The organism is Shewanella frigidimarina, from assembly GCF_003797125.1.
Taxonomy (GTDB): domain Bacteria; phylum Pseudomonadota; class Gammaproteobacteria; order Enterobacterales; family Shewanellaceae; genus Shewanella; species Shewanella frigidimarina.
The window spans coordinates 220,410-240,766 of sequence record NZ_RKKE01000002.1 but is presented as its reverse complement, the minus strand read 5'-3'; the positions used below and the strand labels follow the sequence as shown (position 1 = coordinate 240,766).

Here is a 20,357-nt window from a genome sequence, read left to right as displayed (position 1 = left end):
CTTTCATTTATTTAGTCATAAATAATTATTGTTAGCATAGTAGACTACACATTCAAAGCGCTAATTATGGCATCGATTAATTATTAGAGGTTCTTAATGGAAAGTCAGGTCAATAAACCTGGTTCTGCGGAAAAAAGTCTACTCGTTGATAGACATGCAACCCGCAGAGCATTTAAGGATAAAGCAGCAGAGATTGGGGTAACCGTTGGTGGCACATTAGTGTTTGTCACCCTGTTATTAATATTTTTCTATTTGCTGTATGTCATCAAGCCCATTTTTGATGGGGCGCATATAGAACCTGTTACGAGTGTGAGTTATCAACATACTGATGCGAAAACCTTAACTGTTGGTAGTGATGAACAAAACGAAGTGCTTTATCGAGTGACCGAATCAGGTGTCGTTGATTTTTATTCAGCCGCTAGCGGTGAATTGATTTCATCTTTTAAGCCAAAAATCCCTGAAGGCACAACGGTAACCAGCAGCGCAAAATCAAGCCCAAGCGAGCAACGTTTTGCATTAGGGCTGAGTAACGGCCAAGTGATTGTTGTCGGCATTGAGTTTGGATTAACTTACCCAGACAATAAACGTGTCATTACACCGTCTTTGCGTTATCCGATGGGTGAAACACCTTTGACGATTAATAGTGACGGTGCGGTTTATAATCTGGTGTTTGATTTTAGCGACAGTCGCATGAGCTTTGCATACCAAGACGCCAAAGGTGCTTGGAAGCTTAATCGCCAAGAAGGCGAAGAAAACATGATGACTGAAGAAGTTGAATGGTCATCTGTTGAAGTATTTATAAGCGATGCTCCTAGTAATGTTATATCAGCGATAATGACTCCTGATCACCGTCAGCTTATTTTGAGTGCTAATAATAAACTGTTTATTTATAACACTCGCGATGCCGACTCTGTTGAGTTATTACAAGTTGTCGATGTTAAAAAAGTGAATGCTGAAGTTAAGCAAGTAAATTTACTTGCCGGTGCCAGCTCTATTTTGGTGAGTTATGACAGCGGTATAGTGAGTCAGTACTTCCAAGTTAATAGCGAAAAAGGTCGTTTATATCAGCAGATTCGTGAGTTTGATGATCTTGCTCCTGTTAGTGTAATGGCAACAGAGTTTTATCGTAAAAGCTTTGCCGTGCTGAGTGCAGAAGGCGAGTTAACACTGCTTTATACGACCAGTGAACGTCAGTTATTCGACGAGAAGTTTCAGTTAACCAACCCAGGTAAAATGGGCTTTAGCCCGCGTTCAAACGCCTTGGTGATTGAAGCCGATAACAAACTTAACCTGTTCTCTGTTGAAAATGATCATCCAGAAATATCCTGGAGCGCACTGTGGGAAAAAGTGTGGTACGAAGGTTACCCTGAACCACAATATGTGTGGCAGTCGACTTCAGGTTCTGACGACTTTGAAGCCAAATTAAGCTTAATGCCACTGGCATTTGGCACCATGAAAGCGGCATTTTACGCCATGCTATTTGCCGCGCCATTGGCGATTGCTGGGGCGATTTATACCGCTTACTTCATGACACCTAAAGTGCGTAATGTCGTTAAACCTACCATTGAAATTATGGAAGCATTACCGACAGTAATTTTGGGTTTCTTGGCCGGTTTATGGTTAGCGCCACTGATTGAAGATCATTTGCCCGGTATTGTGGTGTTATTGATGTTATTGCCCACATCAATACTTGCCACTGCTTTTGCCTGGAGTAAATTGCCTGAAAAATGGAAGCATCGTCTACCAGAAACCTACCAAGAACTAATGCTATTACCGGTGATTATATTTATTGGTTGGTTCTCTTTTGAGATAAGCCCAGTGATTGAAGTGGCATTATTTGATGGCAATACTCGTCAATTTATTACTAATGATTTAGGTATCACTTTTGACCAACGTAATGCGCTGGTTGTGGGTATTGCCATGGGTTTTGCGGTAATTCCAACCATATTCTCGATTGCTGAAGATGCGATTTTCTCTGTGCCGCGTCATTTATCAAACGGCAGTTTGGCTCTGGGTGCAACAAACTGGCAAACTTTGACTAAGGTGGTATTACTTACCGCCAGCCCAGGTATTTTCTCGGCCATTATGATGGGCTTAGGCCGTGCAGTGGGTGAAACCATGATTGTGTTAATGGCAACCGGTAATACTGCAATCCTTGAGTGGAGTGTATTTGAGGGTATGCGTACCTTAGCGGCAAACATTGCTGTAGAAATGCCTGAGTCGGCCATTGGCAGTACGCATTATCGCGTATTGTTCTTAGCTGCCTTTGTATTGTTCGTGTTCACCTTCTTCTTTAATACCATTGCTGAAGTTGTTCGCCAACGTTTACGCGAACGTTATAGCTCACTGTAAGGAAAGATGATGACTCAATTAATGATTAATTCGCCAATCGCCTTGAGAGGTTTGTGCAATGGGTAAGTGGTTTAAATCAGGTTCACCGTGGATTTGGATGACCGGTGGTGCCGTTAGTATCAGTTTGATTGCCGTTTTAGGCTTATTACTGTTAATCGCTTGGCGTGGCTTGAGTTACTTTTGGCCTGCTGATGTTTATGAATGGCAACTCGAAGACAACAATGGTGTTAAAAGTACCTTAATTGGTGAGATTTACGACCGTGAAGAGGTGCCTACAGAGCGCTTAATTTCAGCTGGTCATAAATTTGCCAAACACCCTGGTGAGTTTGTTACTCGTTACTTGGTAAAAACCGGTAACCGTGAGTTTGTTGGTCTAGATTTCCGTTGGATTTTGGGAACCGATATCGTTAGCCGCTCTATGCCTGCTGATGTTGCTAAACTTGAACGAACTAAAAACGGTAATTTTTACGGTTATCCTGTTGCGGTAATCGAAGACGGTAAACGTTTAGAGTTAACTAATGAAGCAGACATAGAAGCGTCTTTGTTTGACCATATCGACCGCGCTGTGGCAATTTCTGACGAAGCCTTGGAGTTGCAAAAAAGCGATATTGGTTCGATAAATTATCAAATGGAACGTCTACGTTTGAAAGAGCGTGGTTATGAGCTTGATGGGGAATTAACCGCCGAGCGTAAAGCGGATATCAAGGCGCAAATCGGACAGCTTAACAAAGACTACTTAGTGCTTGAAAAAGACTTGTTTGCCCTGCGTGATAAAGCAGCTCGTGATTCTGTTGTAGTGAAAGATATGCGCGGTGTTGAAGTCACCTTGCAACTGGACTCTATTCTAGACGTCAGTTACGTCAATCACATGAACTTACTCGGTAAAGTGGGCCACTGGTTTGTGGGAATTGGTCGCTTTGTTAGTGATGACCCACGTGAAGCCAATACTGAAGGTGGTGTTTTTCCCGCTATTTTTGGTACGGTATTTATGGTGATGCTCATGGCTGTTATCGTAACGCCATTTGGGGTTATTGCTGCTATTTACTTGCATGAATACGCCAAGAAAGGCCCTATTACTAAGCTTATCCGTATTGCGGTAATTAACTTAGCCGGTGTACCGTCAATTGTTTATGGTGTGTTTGGTTTAGGTTTCTTTGTGTACATGATGGGCGGCTCAATTGACCAATTGTTCTTCCCTGAGGCGTTACCAGCACCCACATTTGGCTCTCCTGGAGTGATTTGGTCTGCATTAACCTTAGCCATTTTAACCTTGCCAGTGGTCATTGTATCAACCGAAGAAGGCTTAAGCCGAATTCCGAGTGCAGTGCGTCAAGGCAGCTTAGCATTAGGCGCGACTAAAGCTGAGACCTTATGGCGCATTGTGATCCCAATGGCAAGCCCAGCAATTATGACGGGTTTGATTTTAGCCGTGGCACGTGCCGCCGGTGAAGTGGCACCGTTGATGTTAGTGGGTGTGGTAAAATTAGCCCCAACATTACCGATTGATATGAACTTCCCGTTTGTGCATTTAGAACGTAAGTTCATGCACTTAGGTTTCCATATTTACGATGTAGGCTTCCAAAGCCCTAACGTAGAAGCAGCACGCCCATTGGTGTATGCAACTTCGTTCTTATTAGTATCTGTAATTGTTGCTCTTAATTTAACCGCTATCAGCGTGCGCAACCATTTACGTGAAAAATTCCGTTCGCTAGAACATTAATTAGCGATATCCTGAGGAAAGATAAAATGATTTCTATTGATAGTTCAGCAATGCAAACAGAAGCCGTTGATTTAGCTAATTTACCGGCACAGGATACCGCACTTGAAATTCGTAACCTTGATTTACGTTACGGTGACAAGCAAGCGCTATTTGACGTGTCGATGAAGATCCCTAAAAAACAAGTTACGGCATTTATCGGCCCAAGTGGTTGTGGTAAATCAACGCTGTTACGTTGTATTAACCGTATGAATGATTTGGTTGATAGTTGTAAAATTGAAGGTGAAATCTTACTTCATGGGCAGAATATTTATGACAAGAAAGTTGATGTCGCGGCACTACGTCGTAACGTCGGCATGGTATTTCAGCGTCCTAACCCATTCCCTAAGTCAATTTACGAAAACGTAGTGTATGGCTTACGTTTACAAGGGTTAAGCAACCGTCGTGATTTAGACGAAGCGGCAGAGCGTTCATTACGTGGCGCGGCTATTTGGGACGAAGTGAAAGACCGTCTACACGATAATGCTTTTGGTTTATCTGGTGGTCAGCAACAACGTTTGGTGATTGCCCGTGCTATTGCTATTGAGCCAGAAGTACTGCTACTCGATGAACCAACGTCAGCACTTGACCCAATCTCGACTTTAACCATTGAAGAATTGATTACTGAGCTAAAACAACAGTATACCGTGGTAATTGTGACGCATAACATGCAACAAGCGGCTCGAGTGTCTGATCAAACGGCCTTTATGTACATGGGTGAGTTGGTTGAGTACGCTGATACCAACACTATTTTCACGACCCCTAAAAAGCGTAAAACAGAAGATTATATTACCGGTCGTTACGGTTAATCTTGCTTAAAACGCTTTTTATTAACATACAGAATTTAGGTGGGTATCATGGAAAAAATGAATTTAAGTAAACACATATCAGGTCAGTTTAATGCTGAGCTTGATGATATTCGTAATCGTGTATTAGCCATGGGCGGTCTTGTTGAGCGCCAGCTTGAGCAAGCATTGGATGCTCTGGCAACACTTGACTCAGAATTAGCGCAACAAGTGATTGAAGGCGATCATAAAGTCAATGGTATGGAAGTGGCTATTGATGAAGAGTGCACCCGTATTATTGCTAAGCGTCAACCTGCTGCCAGTGATTTACGCTTAATTTTGGCTATTTCTAAAACCATTACTGATCTTGAACGTATTGGTGATGCTTGTGTTCGTATTGCTAAAGCAGCGGTAGAAAAGCGCGCTAATAGTCAACAACCTTTATTGGTGAGTATTGAAAACATGGGGCGTCACGCCACACGTATGTTGCACTCAACGTTAGATGCACTAGCACGTATGGATGCAGACCAAGCATTTGAGTTACACAAAGAAGATGCGAAATTAGACAAAGAGTATGAAGGTATTATCCGTCAGTTGATGACTCATATGATGGAAGACCCTCGCTCAATCCCTGGTGTGTTAGACGTATTATGGGCTGCGCGTGCGGTTGAGCGTGTCGGAGACCGTTGTAAGAATATCTGTGAATACGTGATTTACTATGTGAAAGGTAAAGACGTTCGCCATATTTCTTATGAAGAAATGGAAAAAGAGCTGTAATAAGTCTTAACGATTTTTGAAACGCCCTATGTTGCACTGTTTATCTAACAAACAGCCCAGCATAGGGCGTTTTTGTTTAGCTGTTTTGATGGATATTTGCTATCTTTGGCGCCTAAATCTGATGTAGAAGAAAACGTTCATGAAAAATACCCTTACTCGTGGTTTAACCAATTTATTGCCTATGGTGTTGTCTATCTGGCTGTTTTGGTCACTGTTTATCTCACTAGATGGCTTAGGTAAATTATTGCTTGATATCGTGGGGGTAAAAGCGGCTTTTGTTGGCGCAGGCTTTTGTTTGGTGGCGGGTTTAGTGTTTGTAGCTGGGTTATTATTTTCCGTTAGTCCGATTGCTTGGGTTTACGGTTGGATTGAAAACCAACTGATGAAGTTTCCTTTGTTTAAATCTGTTTATGGCAGTATCCGTGATATCGCCAGTTTAATGAACCGTGACGGCCAACCTAAAACTCAAAAAACGGTATTAGTCAAACAAGCCAATGGCAGTTTTGTTGTGGGTTTTATCATGAGTGACTCAGCGCCACAGCCTCTTGCAGATGCATTGCCAGAAGGTGATTGGGTGCCAGTTTTATTCCAACTCAGTTACCAAATTGCAGGAGTGACCAGTTTGGTTAAACGCGACGACCTTATTTTTGTCGACTGGTCATTTGAAGATGCGATGCGTTTTAATTTAACCGCTGGGATATCTAACAGTAAAGAAGCTTAAATAGGCTAACAACCGATTAGAGCGATAATAAGCGACAACGGTGATATCAAGCGAAAACGGCGATATCAATCGGTTATAGCGAACGTAGCACTTGTCATCCCATTTTATCGCTATTCATCGTTTTAACTTTGCTTTTATAGCGGCTAGGCTTGAGGCTATTATATTACGCTAAGCGATCGATTATCAGCGCTTTGTCATTGTTAATTTGCGTCAGTCGCTATTAATCGTAAAATAGCTGTTACAAACAATTGCCCCAAGAGATAACAGTGATTATCCTTGGGGTAGTTTTATTTATGAGTGATAAATCAATGTCAGCCAATGAAAGTAAATTAGATAAAGTATTAGCAGAAGCGAGAGACTACAAAGCCTCTCGTGAAAAAGGATATCGTGAGCAAGCACTAAAGCTCTACCCTTGGGTATGTGGGCGTTGTACCAGAGAGTTTACTCATAAAAATTTATCTGAATTAACTGTGCATCATCGCGACCATAATCATGATAATAATCCGTCAGATGGTACTAATTGGGAGTTGTTGTGCCTGTACTGTCACGACAATGAACATTCACGCTTTGAAGAGTTGATTCGTTACGGTAGCACCAAAGAAGCCAAGCAAGATGCTGCCACTTTCAATCCATTCGCAGACTTAAAAGCGATGATGAAGAAGTAGAGCAGAGACGGTAGAAGCGGTTAAGAGCGATGACAAGCGATAAAAGCCTAGGAGCTAGGTCGCTTCGCGGCGAGATGCTATACAGGCAATGTCAAAAGCTGGTAAGAGCGATAAAAATCGATGACAAGCGATAAAAGCCTAGGAACTAGGTCGCTTCGCGGCGAGATGCTATACAGGCAAAGTCAAAAGCTAGTAAGAACGATAAATATCGATAACAGGCGATGACAAGCGGGAAACCGCCTAGGAACTAGGTCGCTTTGCGGCGAGATGCTATACAGGCAAAGTCAAAAGCTAGTAAGAACGATAAAAATCGATAACAGGCGATGACAAGCGATAAAAGCCTAGGAGCTAGGTTGCTTCGCGGCGAGATGCTATAAAATCAAATTCAAAAGATACAAGCTTAGGGCTAGGTCCCATCATGGAAATACTTCTGAGCTGGGTCTGCTTGATGTTTTACCGTTGTTATAGAAGCGAAGCGCACTAGCTGGACGCAGTCCGCCCTAGCATCTAGGCTTGTTACCGCTTGTAATCGCTCGTTATCACATTTTATCTCAACGTTATCGCTTGATTCGCTTTTCAGCTTCCAACCATTTTGCTCTCGACAATGTTTGACTGTTACCATCACCTGAAAATTGTTTTTTTCTATCGGCTAATTTATCGCAAATCTGTTTTTTTTGTTCATCACTTGCTTGTGACCAAATCACAATTTCATCAATGTGACGAAAACAGCCCATACAATAATCGTCAGCATTTAGGCCACAACGGGCGACACAAGGTGAGTGCATAGTTTACAATTCCAGTCCGGCGATTTAATGACTCGCATCCTATCATTTCATTCGGCTAAGGTTAACTACAAGTCTCAATATGTCAGTAATCAAATATCAACAGACCTTTAATGCCATAGACTCATTTCTACATGGCCTAAAACCCTTATGGCAGCTAGTCGCGTTTGAGTGTGACCACTTACCTTGGCAGCACGCATTTCCACATTTAGCCCAAACGGTATGGCAACTTGATGATGCTGAAATTGATATACTCGATTCTGATCAACAACATCTTGTTGATGCATTATTACCAAGTTTAATTGCAGACATACAGCAAGGTCAGTTTGCAAACAAAGATCAACTGATTAATCAATTAAGCTTGTTAGTCATCACTTTGCCTACAAGTGCCACTAACAGTGACGATGCGCAAGATGTGCCTTACATTGAACAGTTCGCTAATGAACATCAAAATAGCGATTTCGCGCATTTTAGTGCTCACATTAAAGGTCGTAAATGGCAACAAATCAGCGCGTTTGCGGAGCAAGTTGATCCACAACATCATCCCCAATTACCTCTGTTACCTATCTTGGAGTGGTGTGCGGGTAAAGGACATTTAGGTCGATTAGTGGCTAAGCAGCAAAAGGTTGAGGTAACGAGTATTGAGTGGCAAGCGAGTTTGTGCGCACAAGGCCAGGTTTTTGCAAAACAATGGCAATTACCACAAACTTTTATTTGTGCTGATGCTTTTGCGCCAATCGACTCAAGTAAACCGCTATTGTTAATTGACCAACATGCTATAGCATTGCACGCTTGTGGTGATTTACACGTTCGACTACTCAAACTTGCCGTATCGGCAGGCACTCGGGTACTGTCTATTTCACCATGCTGTTATCATTTGATTGAAGATACACATTATCAACCGCTATCAGCTTTAGGCAAAGTGAGTGCGGTCAAACTGTCAAAGCATGACTTACAGCTGCCATTGCAACAAAGCGTTATTGCTGGCACCAAAAAACAAACATTACGTAATCAAGAGATATCATGGCGCTTAGGTTTTGACAGTTTGCAACGAAAAATACGCGATATAGATGCTTATTTATCGGTGCCGACTATTAAAAAAAGTCAGCTTAGTGGCAATTTTAGCGACTTTTGCCAGTGGGCAGCAAATCAAAAGCATTTAGTTATATCCAGTGAGATTAATTTGAGCCATTATTTGCACCGCGGAATCGAACGACAAAGACTTACTAAGCGGATTGATTTAGTCGCTCATTTATTTCGTCGAGCCTTGGAGCATTGGCTGTTGCTCGATCGAGTGTGTTTTTTACAAGAGCAGGGATATCAAGTTACGTTGACTGAATTTTGTGCAAACAGTGTTACACCACGAAATGCGCTGATCCAAGCAATTAAAACAAACTAATAGCAGTCTTTGTCACAAAACTGCAAATTAAACCTTTGTTTATACTAGTCTATTTGCCCTAAAACTGTGAAAATCAACAAACTAGTTAATCAAATAATAAAATTTAACCACAATATATTATCCACATTACCGCATTGGCTTGCTGTTTTTGATTGAATAATTAAGCCATTCTTGTTCAAATGGCGGGTTAATAACGAATAACAACTATTCTAGTGGCTTTTGGGCTTGCTAGAGCGAAGCGAATTATACGGTTTAATGAAATATTCACGCGTCTTTATCAATAGTCTGGCTTATGAGCTAGCACCACAAGTAGTGTCGAGTAGCGATTTAGAATCTCGCTTGGCCCCACTTTATCAAAAGTTTCGTATTCCGATGGGGCAACTTGCCGCATTAACCGGAATTACCGAGCGTCGTTGGTGGCCTAAAGGTCATCGTTTATCAGACGGCGCTATTGCTGCTGCACGTAAAGCCGTGAATGAAACCGGCATTAATGTCAGCGACTTAGGTGCCGTGGTATACACTGGTGTGTGTCGTGATCAACACGAACCCGCAACCGCTTGCCGTATTGCTGCCGAACTTGGCGTGTCTAAAGACACTGCCATTTATGACATCAGCAATGCTTGTTTAGGGGTGTTGTCGGGTATTTTGGATATTGCCAATCGTATCGAACTTGGGCAAATCAAAGCAGGAATGGTTGTGTCGTGCGAATCTGCACGAGACATCGTCGATGCCACAATTGACCACATGCTAGCCGAACCGACAATGCAAAACTTTGCCCAGTCATTGGCAACGCTTACGGGCGGTTCAGGCGCAGTTGCAGTTATTTTAACTGACGGCAGCTTGCCACTCACCACCACGCGACAGCATCAGTTATTAGGTGCCAGCCATTTGTCTGCACCAGAGCATCATCAATTGTGTCAATGGGGCCTACAAGAAGCAGGGCACTTATTGTATCGCGAGTTTATGCGTACCGATGCAGTTACCTTGCTCAAAGAAGGCGTAGAGCTTGCTAAGCACACTTGGGAGCACTTTCTAGAGCAGCGTGATTGGGTTGTTGAGCAAGTTGATAAAGTGATTTGTCACCAAGTAGGTGCATCAAACCGCCGACAAGTGTTAAATGCATTAAACATCCCCCACGAAAAAGAATATCCCACCTATCAAACCTTAGGCAACATGGGCACGGTTTCACTACCGGTTACTGCTGCAATTGCCCACGATGAAGGTTTTTTACGTGTTGGCGACCAAGTCAGCTTTTTAGGGATAGGCAGTGGTTTGAACTGCATGATGTTAGGAATTAAGTGGTAAGCCTTGGGCTGCACTGAGTTTTTGCATATCATTATAAAAATAGTTAACAGGATGCATCATGCTAGACAACTTACTGCCATTCAAAAGTCATTATTTAGACCGTAACGGCAATAAACTACATTACATAAACGAAGGCCAAGGCGAACCCGTCGTTATGGTGCACGGTAATCCTAGTTGGAGTTACTATTACCGTAATTTAGTGAGTGCGTTGAGCGATCAACATCAGTGTATTGTGCCAGACCATATTGGTTGCGGCTTATCAGACAAGCCCGATGATCCACAATACGATTACACCCTAAAAAACCGTATTGATGACTTAGAAGCCTTGCTTGACAGCCTTGATGTAAAACAAAACATCACCCTAGTGGTACACGACTGGGGTGGTATGATTGGAATGGGCTTTGCGGTTCGTCATCCTGAGCGCATCAAACGCATTGTGTGTTTAAACACGGCAGCGTTTCATCTTCCTAAAACTAAGCCTTTTCCTTGGGCATTGTGGATTTGCCGCGAAACCTTACTCGGAACCTTGTTGGTTCGTGGTTTAAATGCATTTTCATCAGCAGCCTCGTATGTGGGTGTTAAACGCAAACCCATGTCTAAAGAAGTGCGTGAAGCTTACGTAGCGCCGTTTGATTCGTGGAAAAACCGTATTTCGACCTTACGTTTCGTACAAGACATTCCACTCAAACCTGGCGACAGAAACTACGACCTAGTGACTAGCATTGGCGATAGCTTAAGCGAGTTTGCTGAAGTACCGACATTGATTTGTTTTGGTTTACAAGATTTTGTATTCGATAAGTATTTTTTAGAAGAATGGCGACAGCGAATGCCTCACGCAACGGTGCACGAGTTTGCTGACTGCGGTCATTACATCCTTGAAGATGCCAGCGACGAAGTGATTGGCTTAATTAAAGACTTTATCGCAAAAAATTAATTACACCCTAAAAGGCTCATTTGAGCCTTTTAGCTATTTAATCGTCTAAAATTATCTATATGTTGGCGTTATTGTCGTTAGCCAGCATATGCGTTATTCACATTAGCCCAAAATGAAGCCACATGACCCAAACCTCTGCTCTTGCTAATGCCAATATCTGTCAGCACCTTAAAACGGCTGCGCAAACTATGCCTGCCGGACTTGCTGTTGCAGTCCAACACGTTAAGCAAGGCCAATTCAATTATCAAGAAATCGACTTTGTTACCTTACATCAACAATCGGATATGATCGCTAAAGGGCTTATTCAGTACGGTATTAAGCGTGGTATGAAAGCAGTGTTAATGGTAACTCCAAGCATTGAGTTTTTCTCGTTAACGTTTGCCTTATTCAAAGCCGGTATCATCCCAATTTTAGTTGACCCTGGTATGGGTATCAAAAACCTTAAACAGTGTTTTGCAGAGTCACAACCAGATGCGTTTATCGGCATCCCTAAAGCCCATATTGCTAGGCGTGTTTTGGGGTGGGGCAAAGGCAGTGTTAAGCAGGTGATTAATGTGGGTGGTTCAGCCATTCAACGTTTGTTAGCTAATGCAACGAGTCTCGAAACTATTACTGAAATTGGCCGTAATATCGCTCATCCGCTGGAAATGGCATTGTTAAAACCAGATGATATGGCGGCCATTTTGTTTACTAGTGGCAGTACTGGCACACCCAAAGGCGTGGTGTACAGCCATGCGATGTTTGAAGCACAAATTAGCGCACTTAAACACGATTACGGTATTGCACCTGGAGAGCGAGACTTAGCTACCTTCCCGCTGTTTTCATTATTTGGCCCTGCATTAGGCATGGCATCCATTGTGCCAGACATGGATGCCAGCAAACCCATTACCGCCAACCCAGCCCATTTGTTTGCGGCAATCGAGCAATATCAATGCAGTAACATGTTTGTTAATCCCGCATTGTTAGAGCGACTAGGCCAAGCTGGTGAGCAAAGCCAGCATAAACTCACTAGCGTTAAGCGAGTGATATCAGCAGGTGCTCCGGCAACCATTAGCTCAATCAAACGCTTTAGCAAAATGCTCAACCCACAGGTTGAAGTGCTTAACTCTTACGGTGCGACGGAATCGTTACCCATCAGCATGATTGGCAGTCATGCGTTGTTTGCGACCAGCGAACTGACCGATCAAGGTAAGGGCATTTGTGTCGGTAAACCGATATCGTCGGTAAGCGTTGATATTATTGCCATTACAGATAAAGTCCAATCTGATTGGGCTGAAGTTAAAAAGCTTGCCGCAAATGAAATTGGTGAAATTGTGGTGAGTGGCCCTATGGTTAGCCAAGCCTATTATCAACGTCAACATGCCACTGAGTTAGCTAAAATTAACGATGGTGAACACGTTAAGCATCGCATGGGTGACGTAGGATATTTAGACGATAACGGCTTATTATGGATGTGTGGTCGTAAAGGTCATATTGTTGATGCTACGCGTGGTCAGCAAAGAATCAAACGCTTTTACACCTTACCTTGTGAGCGCGTATTTAACACCCATCCGCAAGTAAAACGTTCGGCTATAGTTGGCGTTAATGTGGGTGGGGACGTTGTGCCAGTTATGTGTATCGAATTGCAAAAAGATATTGTTTGCTCAACGGCTAAAGCCCTTTATCAAGAGTTAATAGAATTAGCCGAGCAGTATCCACATACGCAAGGTATTGGTCGTTTTTTAATTCATCCCGACTTCCCTGTAGATGTACGCCATAATGCTAAAATCTTCAGAGAAAAGCTCGCTGTTTGGGCACAAAAGCAGTGGAAAGAATAAGGCCGTACTTAGACTGTAGTAAGGCCGCTGTACTTAGACCGTAGTAAGGCAGTCATTCAGCAATGATAAGTCTCACCATAACGTAATAATACGGCCGGCCCTAAAGTAACAACAAGGTATTAATAATGGATCTGACAGATTTACTTCCTCTTGAGCAAGCAGCGCTTACGCAATTATCATTGTCGGTCAACAAAGTGTTTGTAACCGGAGCAGGCGGCTTTTTAGGATTGGCGATTTGTCAGCGCTTATTGGCAGTAGGTATTCAGGTGGTGGGTTTTGCCCGTGGTGATTACCCAAGACTGGTTGAACTGGGCGTCGATATGCGCCAAGGCGATATCAGCGACTATGATAGCGTTAAACAAGCCATGCAAGGCTGTGACTTAGTGTTTCATGTGGCATCAAAGGCTGGCGTGTGGGGCAGTAAGCAAAGTTATTACTCGCCAAATGTTGATGGCGCAAATAATATTATTAATGCCTGTAAAGCGCTTAATATTCAACGTTTAGTCTACACCAGCACCCCAAGTGTAACCTTTGCAGGGCGTGACGAAAACGGCATTAATGAATCAGCGCCTTACGCTGAAACATACCTCAATTACTACGGCGAATCTAAAGCCATAGCAGAGCAACATGTGCTTGCCGCTAATTCTGCTCAACTTCACACTACAGCCTTACGACCACATTTGATTTGGGGACCAAACGATCCTCATCTCGTGCCAAGAGTCATTGAACGTGCGCGGGCAGGGCGACTAAAGTTAGTTGGCCATGAAGACAAACTGGTCGATACCATTTATGTTGATAACGCAGCTTATGCTCATGTTTTAGCGGCGTTAGATTTAGTCACTAATGCTAAGTGTGCAGGTAAAGCGTATTTTTTAAGTAATGATCAACCCATTACCATGGCAGATATGCTTAATCGTATTCTTGCCTGTGTTGATTTACAACCAGTAACCAAGCGTGTGCCAGCCGGTGTTGCTTACAGTGCAGGTGTGGTGCTTGAAACCGTATATGGTCTGCTGAATAAATCGCAAGAACCCATCATGACTCGTTTTGTTGCAAGACAACTGTCAACCAGCCATTACTTTGACATCAGCGCAGCCAAACAAGACTTAGGTTATCAACCGCTTGTTAGCATTGATCAAGGTATGCAAAAGCTGAAGCAATCACTCACAAGTTAGGCTAGCCCATTTTCATTGCGTGAACTGCATATGCAAGTGAATGGTCTAAACGATGTAAACAGCTGTTTGTAAAATTGTTTTTACATCACTTTGTGGGTTATTTTTCAACAATCACTTGGTTATATTTTATTCCACTGTATCTTAAATTCCGACCACCACAACAATAACCCCAAAGAGGGTAACAACTCATAACAAGGTGGCGCAGGGAGAAGCAATGCAAGATAACAATCAGGGTAAATGGAACTTAGCCACATTAGCCATTCATGGCGGACATCAACGCGAAGCCTTTGGCTCACTCACCACACCTTTATATCAAACAGCCACCTTTGTATTTGATACTGCCGAACAAGGCGGAGCACGTTTTGCAGGCGAAGAGCCGGGTTATATTTATACTCGCCTTGGTAACCCAACCACCGCAGAACTTGAACGTAAAATGGCGCTGCTAGAAGGCGCAGAAGACGCAGCTGCAACCGCATCTGGCATGGCGGCAGTATCAAGTGCATTATTAACTCATTTGCATGCAGGCGATCACTTAATCGCATCTAAAGCGGTTTATGGTTGTACGTTCGCGCTGATGACCACTCAGCTAACCCGCTTAGGTATCACAACAACCTTGGTCGACTTCACCGACATGAATGCTGTTGAGGCGGCTATAAAGCCAAACACCAAGGTATTATTCTGCGAAACCCCAGTCAATCCTCATCTACAAGTATTCGATCTTACCGCCATGGCCAACGTCGCCAAAGCGCACAACCTAGTATCAATCGTCGATAACACCTTTATGACACCACTATTGCAGCAACCGCTAGCGTTAGGCATCGACATGGTGATCCACAGTGCGACCAAGTACTTAAACGGCCATGGTGATGTAATCGCGGGTATTGTGTGCGGCAATGCAGAGCACATGCACAGATTAAAATTCGAAATATTAAAAGACTTTGGTGGCGTGATATCACCACACGACGCTTGGTTAATCTTACGCGGTTTAAAAACCTTAGACGTACGCTTAACTCGTCATTGCGATAACGCAGAAGTGTTAGCTGAATTTTTAGATAAACACCCTAAATTCAGCCAAGTCTTTTACCCTGGCTTAGAACACCATCAAGGTCATCGCTTCATTGGTAACCAAATGAAACGCGCCGGCGGCGTTATCGCATTTGAGTTAAAAGGCGATAAACAGGACGCCATCAACTTCGTTAATCGTGTAAAGCTATTCACTATCGCTGTAAGTTTAGGTGACGCAGAATCGCTAATCCAACACCCAGCATCAATGACCCACTCGCCTTACACACCAGAAGCACGATTAGCCGCAGGCATTACCGACAACCTACTGCGTATCTCGGTTGGCTTAGAGAATGTTCAAGACTTGATTGCGGATATTGAACAAGCTTTGCAGTAATAAAATTATACAAGCGGTAAGTCAAGCGAAACACCTGGATCCCTGATACAAGCATTCAGGGGTGACAGCTAAAGGTTAAGGCGACATCCAAAGTCACCAGACATGAGAGACAAGAAACACCTGGATCCCTGATACGAGCACTCAGGGATGACGTGCGGTGAGGCTTACTAATGCATGCCCACTACAACGTTAGCAGGTAATACTTACTACTACTACTTCATACAAACAACGCCCACTACTCCGTCATTTACTCATTCGTATACAAACAATGCCCACTATTACGTCGTTCCGGCAATGTTTTTTTGAGCCGGAATCCAGGTGTTGATTTTAGCTCTTGGGTTCGGTGACATGATCCTGAGCTTTGTTATGGATCAACGAAGCTCGCATTTAACTGCTATATTTTGAGATTACTTTAATTGAGTTAAGTGTTTATGGATAAGCAATCATATATTTACATTATGGCTAATCGGCCTAATGGCACACTCTATATTGGAGTGACGTCTGATTTAATCAGACGAAATTGGGATCATAAAAATGGCTTGTCTGATGGTTTTACTAAAGAACATTCAATTAAAATGTTAGTTTACTACGAAGTATTTGATGACATTTATAACGCCATTACCAGAGAGAAACAGCTTAAAAACTGGAAGCGTGAATGGAAAATTCAATTAATTGAGAAGTTTAATCCACGCTGGGATGATCTTGAAATTTAGATATTTAACAATTAAAACGAAAGAAACACCTGGATCCCTGATAAAAGCACTCAGGGATGACGTGCGAGTGGGGTCAAAATGCACATTTGCTTACTAATACACACCTACATGCCCACGACTTCGTCATTTACTCATTCGTATTCAAACAACGCCCACTACTCCGTCGTTCCGGCAATGCTGTTGAGCCGGAATCCAGGTGTTGGCTTTTACGTTTTTAATACTCAAGCAAGGTCAAAAGAAACACCTGGATCTATGATATAAGAACTCAGGGATGACGTGCGGGTAGGGCGTCAGATTTACCTAGAACCTAGTACCTTCCTTTATAAATACCCACAAAAAAAACCAATTTAATGGGCTTTCATTATTCTTCAACAATCTAGAATACGATTAATTGCTAGATATTGTTCCAGCACCGCCGCCTGAACCGCCGCCGAAGCCTGGGCCGCCTGGTGATGGTGCAGCACCAAATGCGCCACCACCTGCTGTTTGCGCATCTTCAAGATTCGCAGCAACAATCGCAGGGTCAATACCGTTAGCAACAGCAACGGCTAAAATTTCATCAGGAGTCATACCTGCAGCAACAGCCGCTTGTATCGCTTCGATAATCAATGCTTCATCGCCATTAGCAGCAATAAAGGAATTAGCTAACTGTGTTGCTGCTTCTGATACAGGAACCGTTTGAGTACTAGCCGTTAAGGTTTCTGCAGCTATCGCACCGGCAGACATGCCCGCTGTCATTAATGCTGAAACTAATAACAAGGTAAATTTATTTTTGCGCATTATTCTGCCTCGTGGTTTGGTGAATTACTAAAGTAGTTCAGCTGCAATGCACTGATCCATGTACTTGTTGCGTTTGCAGGTATTATTGTACTGAAATTTCGTACAGCATACAATCCATTACCCTGTAAGCCATCGATATTCATGAGTGAAAAGTATTCACCTATAACAGCCGACTCTACCTGTGGTGCAATGATTTTAATACCAATACCATGACAGATTTGGATCACAGTTTGGACAAAAAAGCGTGTGTCAGCTTCTGCTATATCACGCACATAACTTGGATCAATCTTAATATAATCAATGTTTAAGTTTCTAATATAGCAAAACGAACTTAAACTAGATCCAAAACGTTCAATGGCAATATCAATATCTAATTGTTTTGCTCGGCGGATAAAACCCTCTGTCGATTCAAGCGAAAGCATTGCGCCAGACTCGTTAAATTCATACAAAAGTGGTGGAAGCGTTTTATGCATTTTTTGGTATAAATCAAACAACCAATCGGTAAACACCGGATTATGCAGTGCACGATTACTTATATTAATGGCTACGCGGGTGTGTTCAATGTGTTGCAGCTTATAAAAAATAAAACACACAACAGCTTGTTCGAGGTCTTGTAGTACGCCCAGTCTTTCTGCCATGGCAAACACATCTAAAGTCGACAGTGTTTCGCCCGCTATTTTAAAGCGCACAAACGACTCAACATACAAAATGGATTGATTTTCATCCACCACAGGTTGTAACATCAAATCGAAGATTTTATCTAATGGAATACACTTAATCGCAAAATCTTTGCTATTAGAGTGATTAATTTCGTCCTTAAAATACTGAGTAAACTGAGTCAAAATACCCACCCATTCTTCACGTGAATGATTCTTTTGCATGCCATTAGCAGAAATCAACCCCTTGGGATTATCGGCATATTGATTATGCACCAGTTGGTTATCTAAACGCATAACCACATCAGCAAAGTCTTCTTGATGATTTACACGGGTGAGGCTATGTTTTGCAAAGCCATTACTAAAACGCGACGAGCTTTCAATCAAAATACAAGAGGCCATTTGCTGATCGACTTCTTTGGCCGCGTCTTCAGTAAGTAAGCTTAAAAATGCAAATTCCGAGCCTGAAATACGGTATAAGGTCGCTTCTTGCAAACTATTCATCTGTTCACTAAAAAGTTGCGCACCAGATAAAATATAGTCATCACCGCTGCCATAACCATCGTTGTCATTAACCTGCTTTAAAGAGGTCATCGACAATAAGCCTAAATAAAAACGGTTACCGTGTTGTTCATATTCTGCTTGAATCGACTCAAACTTCTTTAACAACGCACGACGATTAGGTAAACCAGTATGCGAATCAATATAAACCTCTTTCGACAAGGCTTCAGCCAATTTAGTTTGTTCGTTAAACGATCGCTGAATATTCTCAATCATACGGTTAATCGCATTCACCAACGTGCGTAACTCAGAGGTAAAAGGTTTAATAGGGTTAAGTTCAAAGCGCTTTTGAATAACCGATTCAGCTTGTTTCTCAATACTGTTCAGTGGAGTTAACACCGCTTTTAAAATAAAATAAGCACATAACAGAGCTATAAATAGTTGAAATAATGCAGAGGTTAAATTGCTAACGGCGTGATCCCATAAACTTTTATATGAGGTACCCGCATGCGATTGCACTTCTAATTTACCGGCAATACGCCAACCATCACTCACTTCACTTGTCATTACCGGAGGATGCAGGGTAAACCAGTTAATAAACCACTGAGGAACAGCAAAATTACCTTGAGGATTATTGCGCTCAAACAGCACTTTGTCGTCAAGGTCGGTAAAAATAATATGTTGGTAATAGCCGGAATCAAAAATAGCATTAGTCATTGTCTCGGCAATCACCAAACCTTCTTCATCCATATAAGGTGAGATAGATAATCCTAAACTGTGCGCTGCTCCTTGCGCATGAGATGCTAACTGTTCATTTAAATAGCCACGCATGTTCGATACGTTATTATATAACGCGGCACCGAAGCTAAATAAAGATAAACAACTTATCAGCAGATAAAGCTGTAGCCGCAAAGACATTCCTTTTGTAAACATTGTTTGCTCCAGATCCTTTTGTAACGATTACTCGCCGTTTTCAATTCGATTAACTAAATCAGTCCAACTTTTTGTGCCGCTGCTAGTGGGTTTGTTACTGCCCAACCCTTGTGCCTTTGCTAACCATAGTCCTTGACCATTAAATGAATAAATTGGTTTTAAATCTCGGCGCTGGTTAGCGGGTAAAATTTTGGTTTTTAAATTATCCAACACTAAAGGCATCGCTTTAGGGTCTTCAAAGTAAATCAACACCATATGAGGCTCATTAATCAATAACGCACGCACATACATCAAGCGCATTTTGCTCTCATCAACACCCATGGCCTTTAAAGTAAAATACTTAAAGATGGCAAAGTCTTCACAATCGCCGCCTTTAGTGCCTAACGATTCAAGCGGCGTGGCCCAATAATCACTTTTATGCCAATGGTCGCTATCACTCACAAATCGAATCCGCCTATTAGCAAACTGATTGGCTAAATTAAGCTTGTCGTAGTCGTTCAATGTAACGCCATCATTTATAGTGTCTTGCCAGTCACTAAAATCTTCTACTCGATCAGAGCCATAGCGCTGCTCTACTTGTGTAAAAAAATCAGTGGTAAATAAATCGTCAGTTATGGTGGCAAGACACACAGCCGAAAACACCAATGACGTAACAAGCCAGTGGCGATATCTATCTATGATGCAACACAAAACGAGTTTAATACGCAAATCTCACTGCAAATGATAGTTAATGATAACACTGTAATAATTTTACAGAATTTATGCGATAACGATGCATATCATAAGCTAGTTAGTCGTAAAACGACAATAAAATGACGATACATTCTTATTTTGAGTGTTTGAATTTACAAACTAATTCCCCTCTAGTATGAAAGTGGTATTAAGCTAATCCGTTAAAATGGACTCT

17 protein-coding genes are annotated in these 20,357 nt (G+C 42.4%); 13 read left to right on the top strand and 4 right to left on the bottom strand.

Features of this window, described 5'->3' with window-relative positions; translation table 11 throughout:
• Positions 1-96: 96 nt before the first annotated feature.
• From EGC86_RS06070 to EGC86_RS06045, 6 genes are all read left to right on the top strand, one after another.
• The gene (locus EGC86_RS06070) at positions 97-2,352 is read left to right on the top strand and encodes an ABC transporter permease subunit (RefSeq protein ID WP_102036477.1); all 2,256 of its coding nucleotides are present in this window, start codon (positions 97-99) and stop codon (positions 2,350-2,352) included.
• Between the two features lie 58 nt (positions 2,353-2,410).
• Positions 2,411-4,072 carry a phosphate ABC transporter permease PstA gene (gene pstA / locus EGC86_RS06065; protein WP_123776963.1) on the top strand — a complete coding sequence of 554 codons (1,662 nt, stop codon included), beginning with the start codon at positions 2,411-2,413 and terminating at the stop codon, positions 4,070-4,072.
• Between the two features lie 26 nt (positions 4,073-4,098).
• The gene (pstB, locus tag EGC86_RS06060) at positions 4,099-4,917 is read left to right on the top strand and encodes a phosphate ABC transporter ATP-binding protein PstB (RefSeq protein WP_011636833.1); all 819 of its coding nucleotides are present in this window, start codon (positions 4,099-4,101) and stop codon (positions 4,915-4,917) included.
• Between the two features lie 48 nt (positions 4,918-4,965).
• Entirely contained in the window at positions 4,966-5,670 is a 705-nt protein-coding gene (gene phoU / locus EGC86_RS06055; RefSeq protein WP_041412865.1) for a phosphate signaling complex protein PhoU, read from the top strand.
• Positions 5,671-5,809: 139 nt separating this feature from the next.
• On the top strand, positions 5,810-6,391 hold the full coding sequence (locus tag EGC86_RS06050) for a DUF502 domain-containing protein (RefSeq protein ID WP_011636835.1): 582 nt from the start codon (positions 5,810-5,812) through the stop codon (positions 6,389-6,391).
• Between the two features lie 308 nt (positions 6,392-6,699).
• Complete coding sequence (locus tag EGC86_RS06045; protein WP_041413485.1) at positions 6,700-7,056, top strand: YajD family HNH nuclease; 357 nt, start codon at positions 6,700-6,702, stop codon at positions 7,054-7,056.
• 557 nt (positions 7,057-7,613) lie between these two features.
• Here EGC86_RS06045 and EGC86_RS06040 read toward each other — a convergent pair.
• Positions 7,614-7,841 (bottom strand): DUF1289 domain-containing protein, encoded by a 228-nt coding sequence (locus EGC86_RS06040; RefSeq protein WP_123776962.1) that lies wholly within the window; start codon positions 7,839-7,841, stop codon positions 7,614-7,616.
• 79 nt (positions 7,842-7,920) lie between these two features.
• On the opposite strand from EGC86_RS06040, the gene EGC86_RS06035 reads away from it, so the two are divergent.
• From EGC86_RS06035 to EGC86_RS06005, 7 genes are all read left to right on the top strand, one after another.
• Positions 7,921-9,237, top strand: a complete 1,317-nt coding sequence (locus EGC86_RS06035) for a methyltransferase (RefSeq protein WP_123776961.1) — start codon at positions 7,921-7,923, stop codon at positions 9,235-9,237.
• Positions 9,238-9,492: 255 nt separating this feature from the next.
• The gene (locus EGC86_RS06030; protein ID WP_011636839.1) at positions 9,493-10,542 is read left to right on the top strand and encodes a 3-oxoacyl-ACP synthase III; all 1,050 of its coding nucleotides are present in this window, start codon (positions 9,493-9,495) and stop codon (positions 10,540-10,542) included.
• A 58-nt stretch (positions 10,543-10,600) separates the two neighbouring features.
• Entirely contained in the window at positions 10,601-11,476 is an 876-nt protein-coding gene (locus tag EGC86_RS06025) for an alpha/beta fold hydrolase (protein ID WP_123776960.1), read from the top strand.
• A gap of 122 nt (positions 11,477-11,598) precedes the next feature.
• A complete protein-coding gene (oleC, locus tag EGC86_RS06020) occupies positions 11,599-13,293 on the top strand; it encodes an olefin beta-lactone synthetase (RefSeq protein ID WP_123776959.1) in 1,695 nt (564 codons plus the stop codon).
• A gap of 125 nt (positions 13,294-13,418) precedes the next feature.
• Positions 13,419-14,468 (top strand): 2-alkyl-3-oxoalkanoate reductase, encoded by a 1,050-nt coding sequence (gene oleD, locus EGC86_RS06015; protein ID WP_123776958.1) that lies wholly within the window; start codon positions 13,419-13,421, stop codon positions 14,466-14,468.
• 214 nt (positions 14,469-14,682) lie between these two features.
• Positions 14,683-15,867: a methionine gamma-lyase gene (gene megL, locus EGC86_RS06010; protein ID WP_123776957.1), complete on the top strand. Its 1,185-nt coding sequence runs from the start codon at positions 14,683-14,685 to the stop codon at positions 15,865-15,867.
• A gap of 431 nt (positions 15,868-16,298) precedes the next feature.
• On the top strand, positions 16,299-16,580 hold the full coding sequence (locus tag EGC86_RS06005) for a GIY-YIG nuclease family protein (protein ID WP_123776956.1): 282 nt from the start codon (positions 16,299-16,301) through the stop codon (positions 16,578-16,580).
• A gap of 387 nt (positions 16,581-16,967) precedes the next feature.
• Here EGC86_RS06005 and EGC86_RS06000 read toward each other — a convergent pair whose 3' ends face one another.
• The 3 genes from EGC86_RS06000 to EGC86_RS05990 are packed head-to-tail and all read right to left on the bottom strand — an operon-like array spanning position 16,968 to position 20,080.
• Positions 16,968-17,360, bottom strand: coding sequence for a hypothetical protein (locus EGC86_RS06000; protein ID WP_123776955.1), 393 nt, complete (start codon positions 17,358-17,360; stop codon positions 16,968-16,970).
• Positions 17,360-19,450, bottom strand: a complete 2,091-nt coding sequence (locus tag EGC86_RS05995) for a bifunctional diguanylate cyclase/phosphodiesterase (protein WP_123776954.1) — start codon at positions 19,448-19,450, stop codon at positions 17,360-17,362. The genes EGC86_RS06000 and EGC86_RS05995 overlap by 1 nt, the downstream gene beginning before the upstream one ends.
• Positions 19,451-19,477: 27 nt before the next feature.
• The gene (locus EGC86_RS05990; RefSeq protein ID WP_123776953.1) at positions 19,478-20,080 is read right to left on the bottom strand and encodes a transglutaminase-like cysteine peptidase; all 603 of its coding nucleotides are present in this window, start codon (positions 20,078-20,080) and stop codon (positions 19,478-19,480) included.
• Positions 20,081-20,357: the final 277 nt, after the last annotated feature.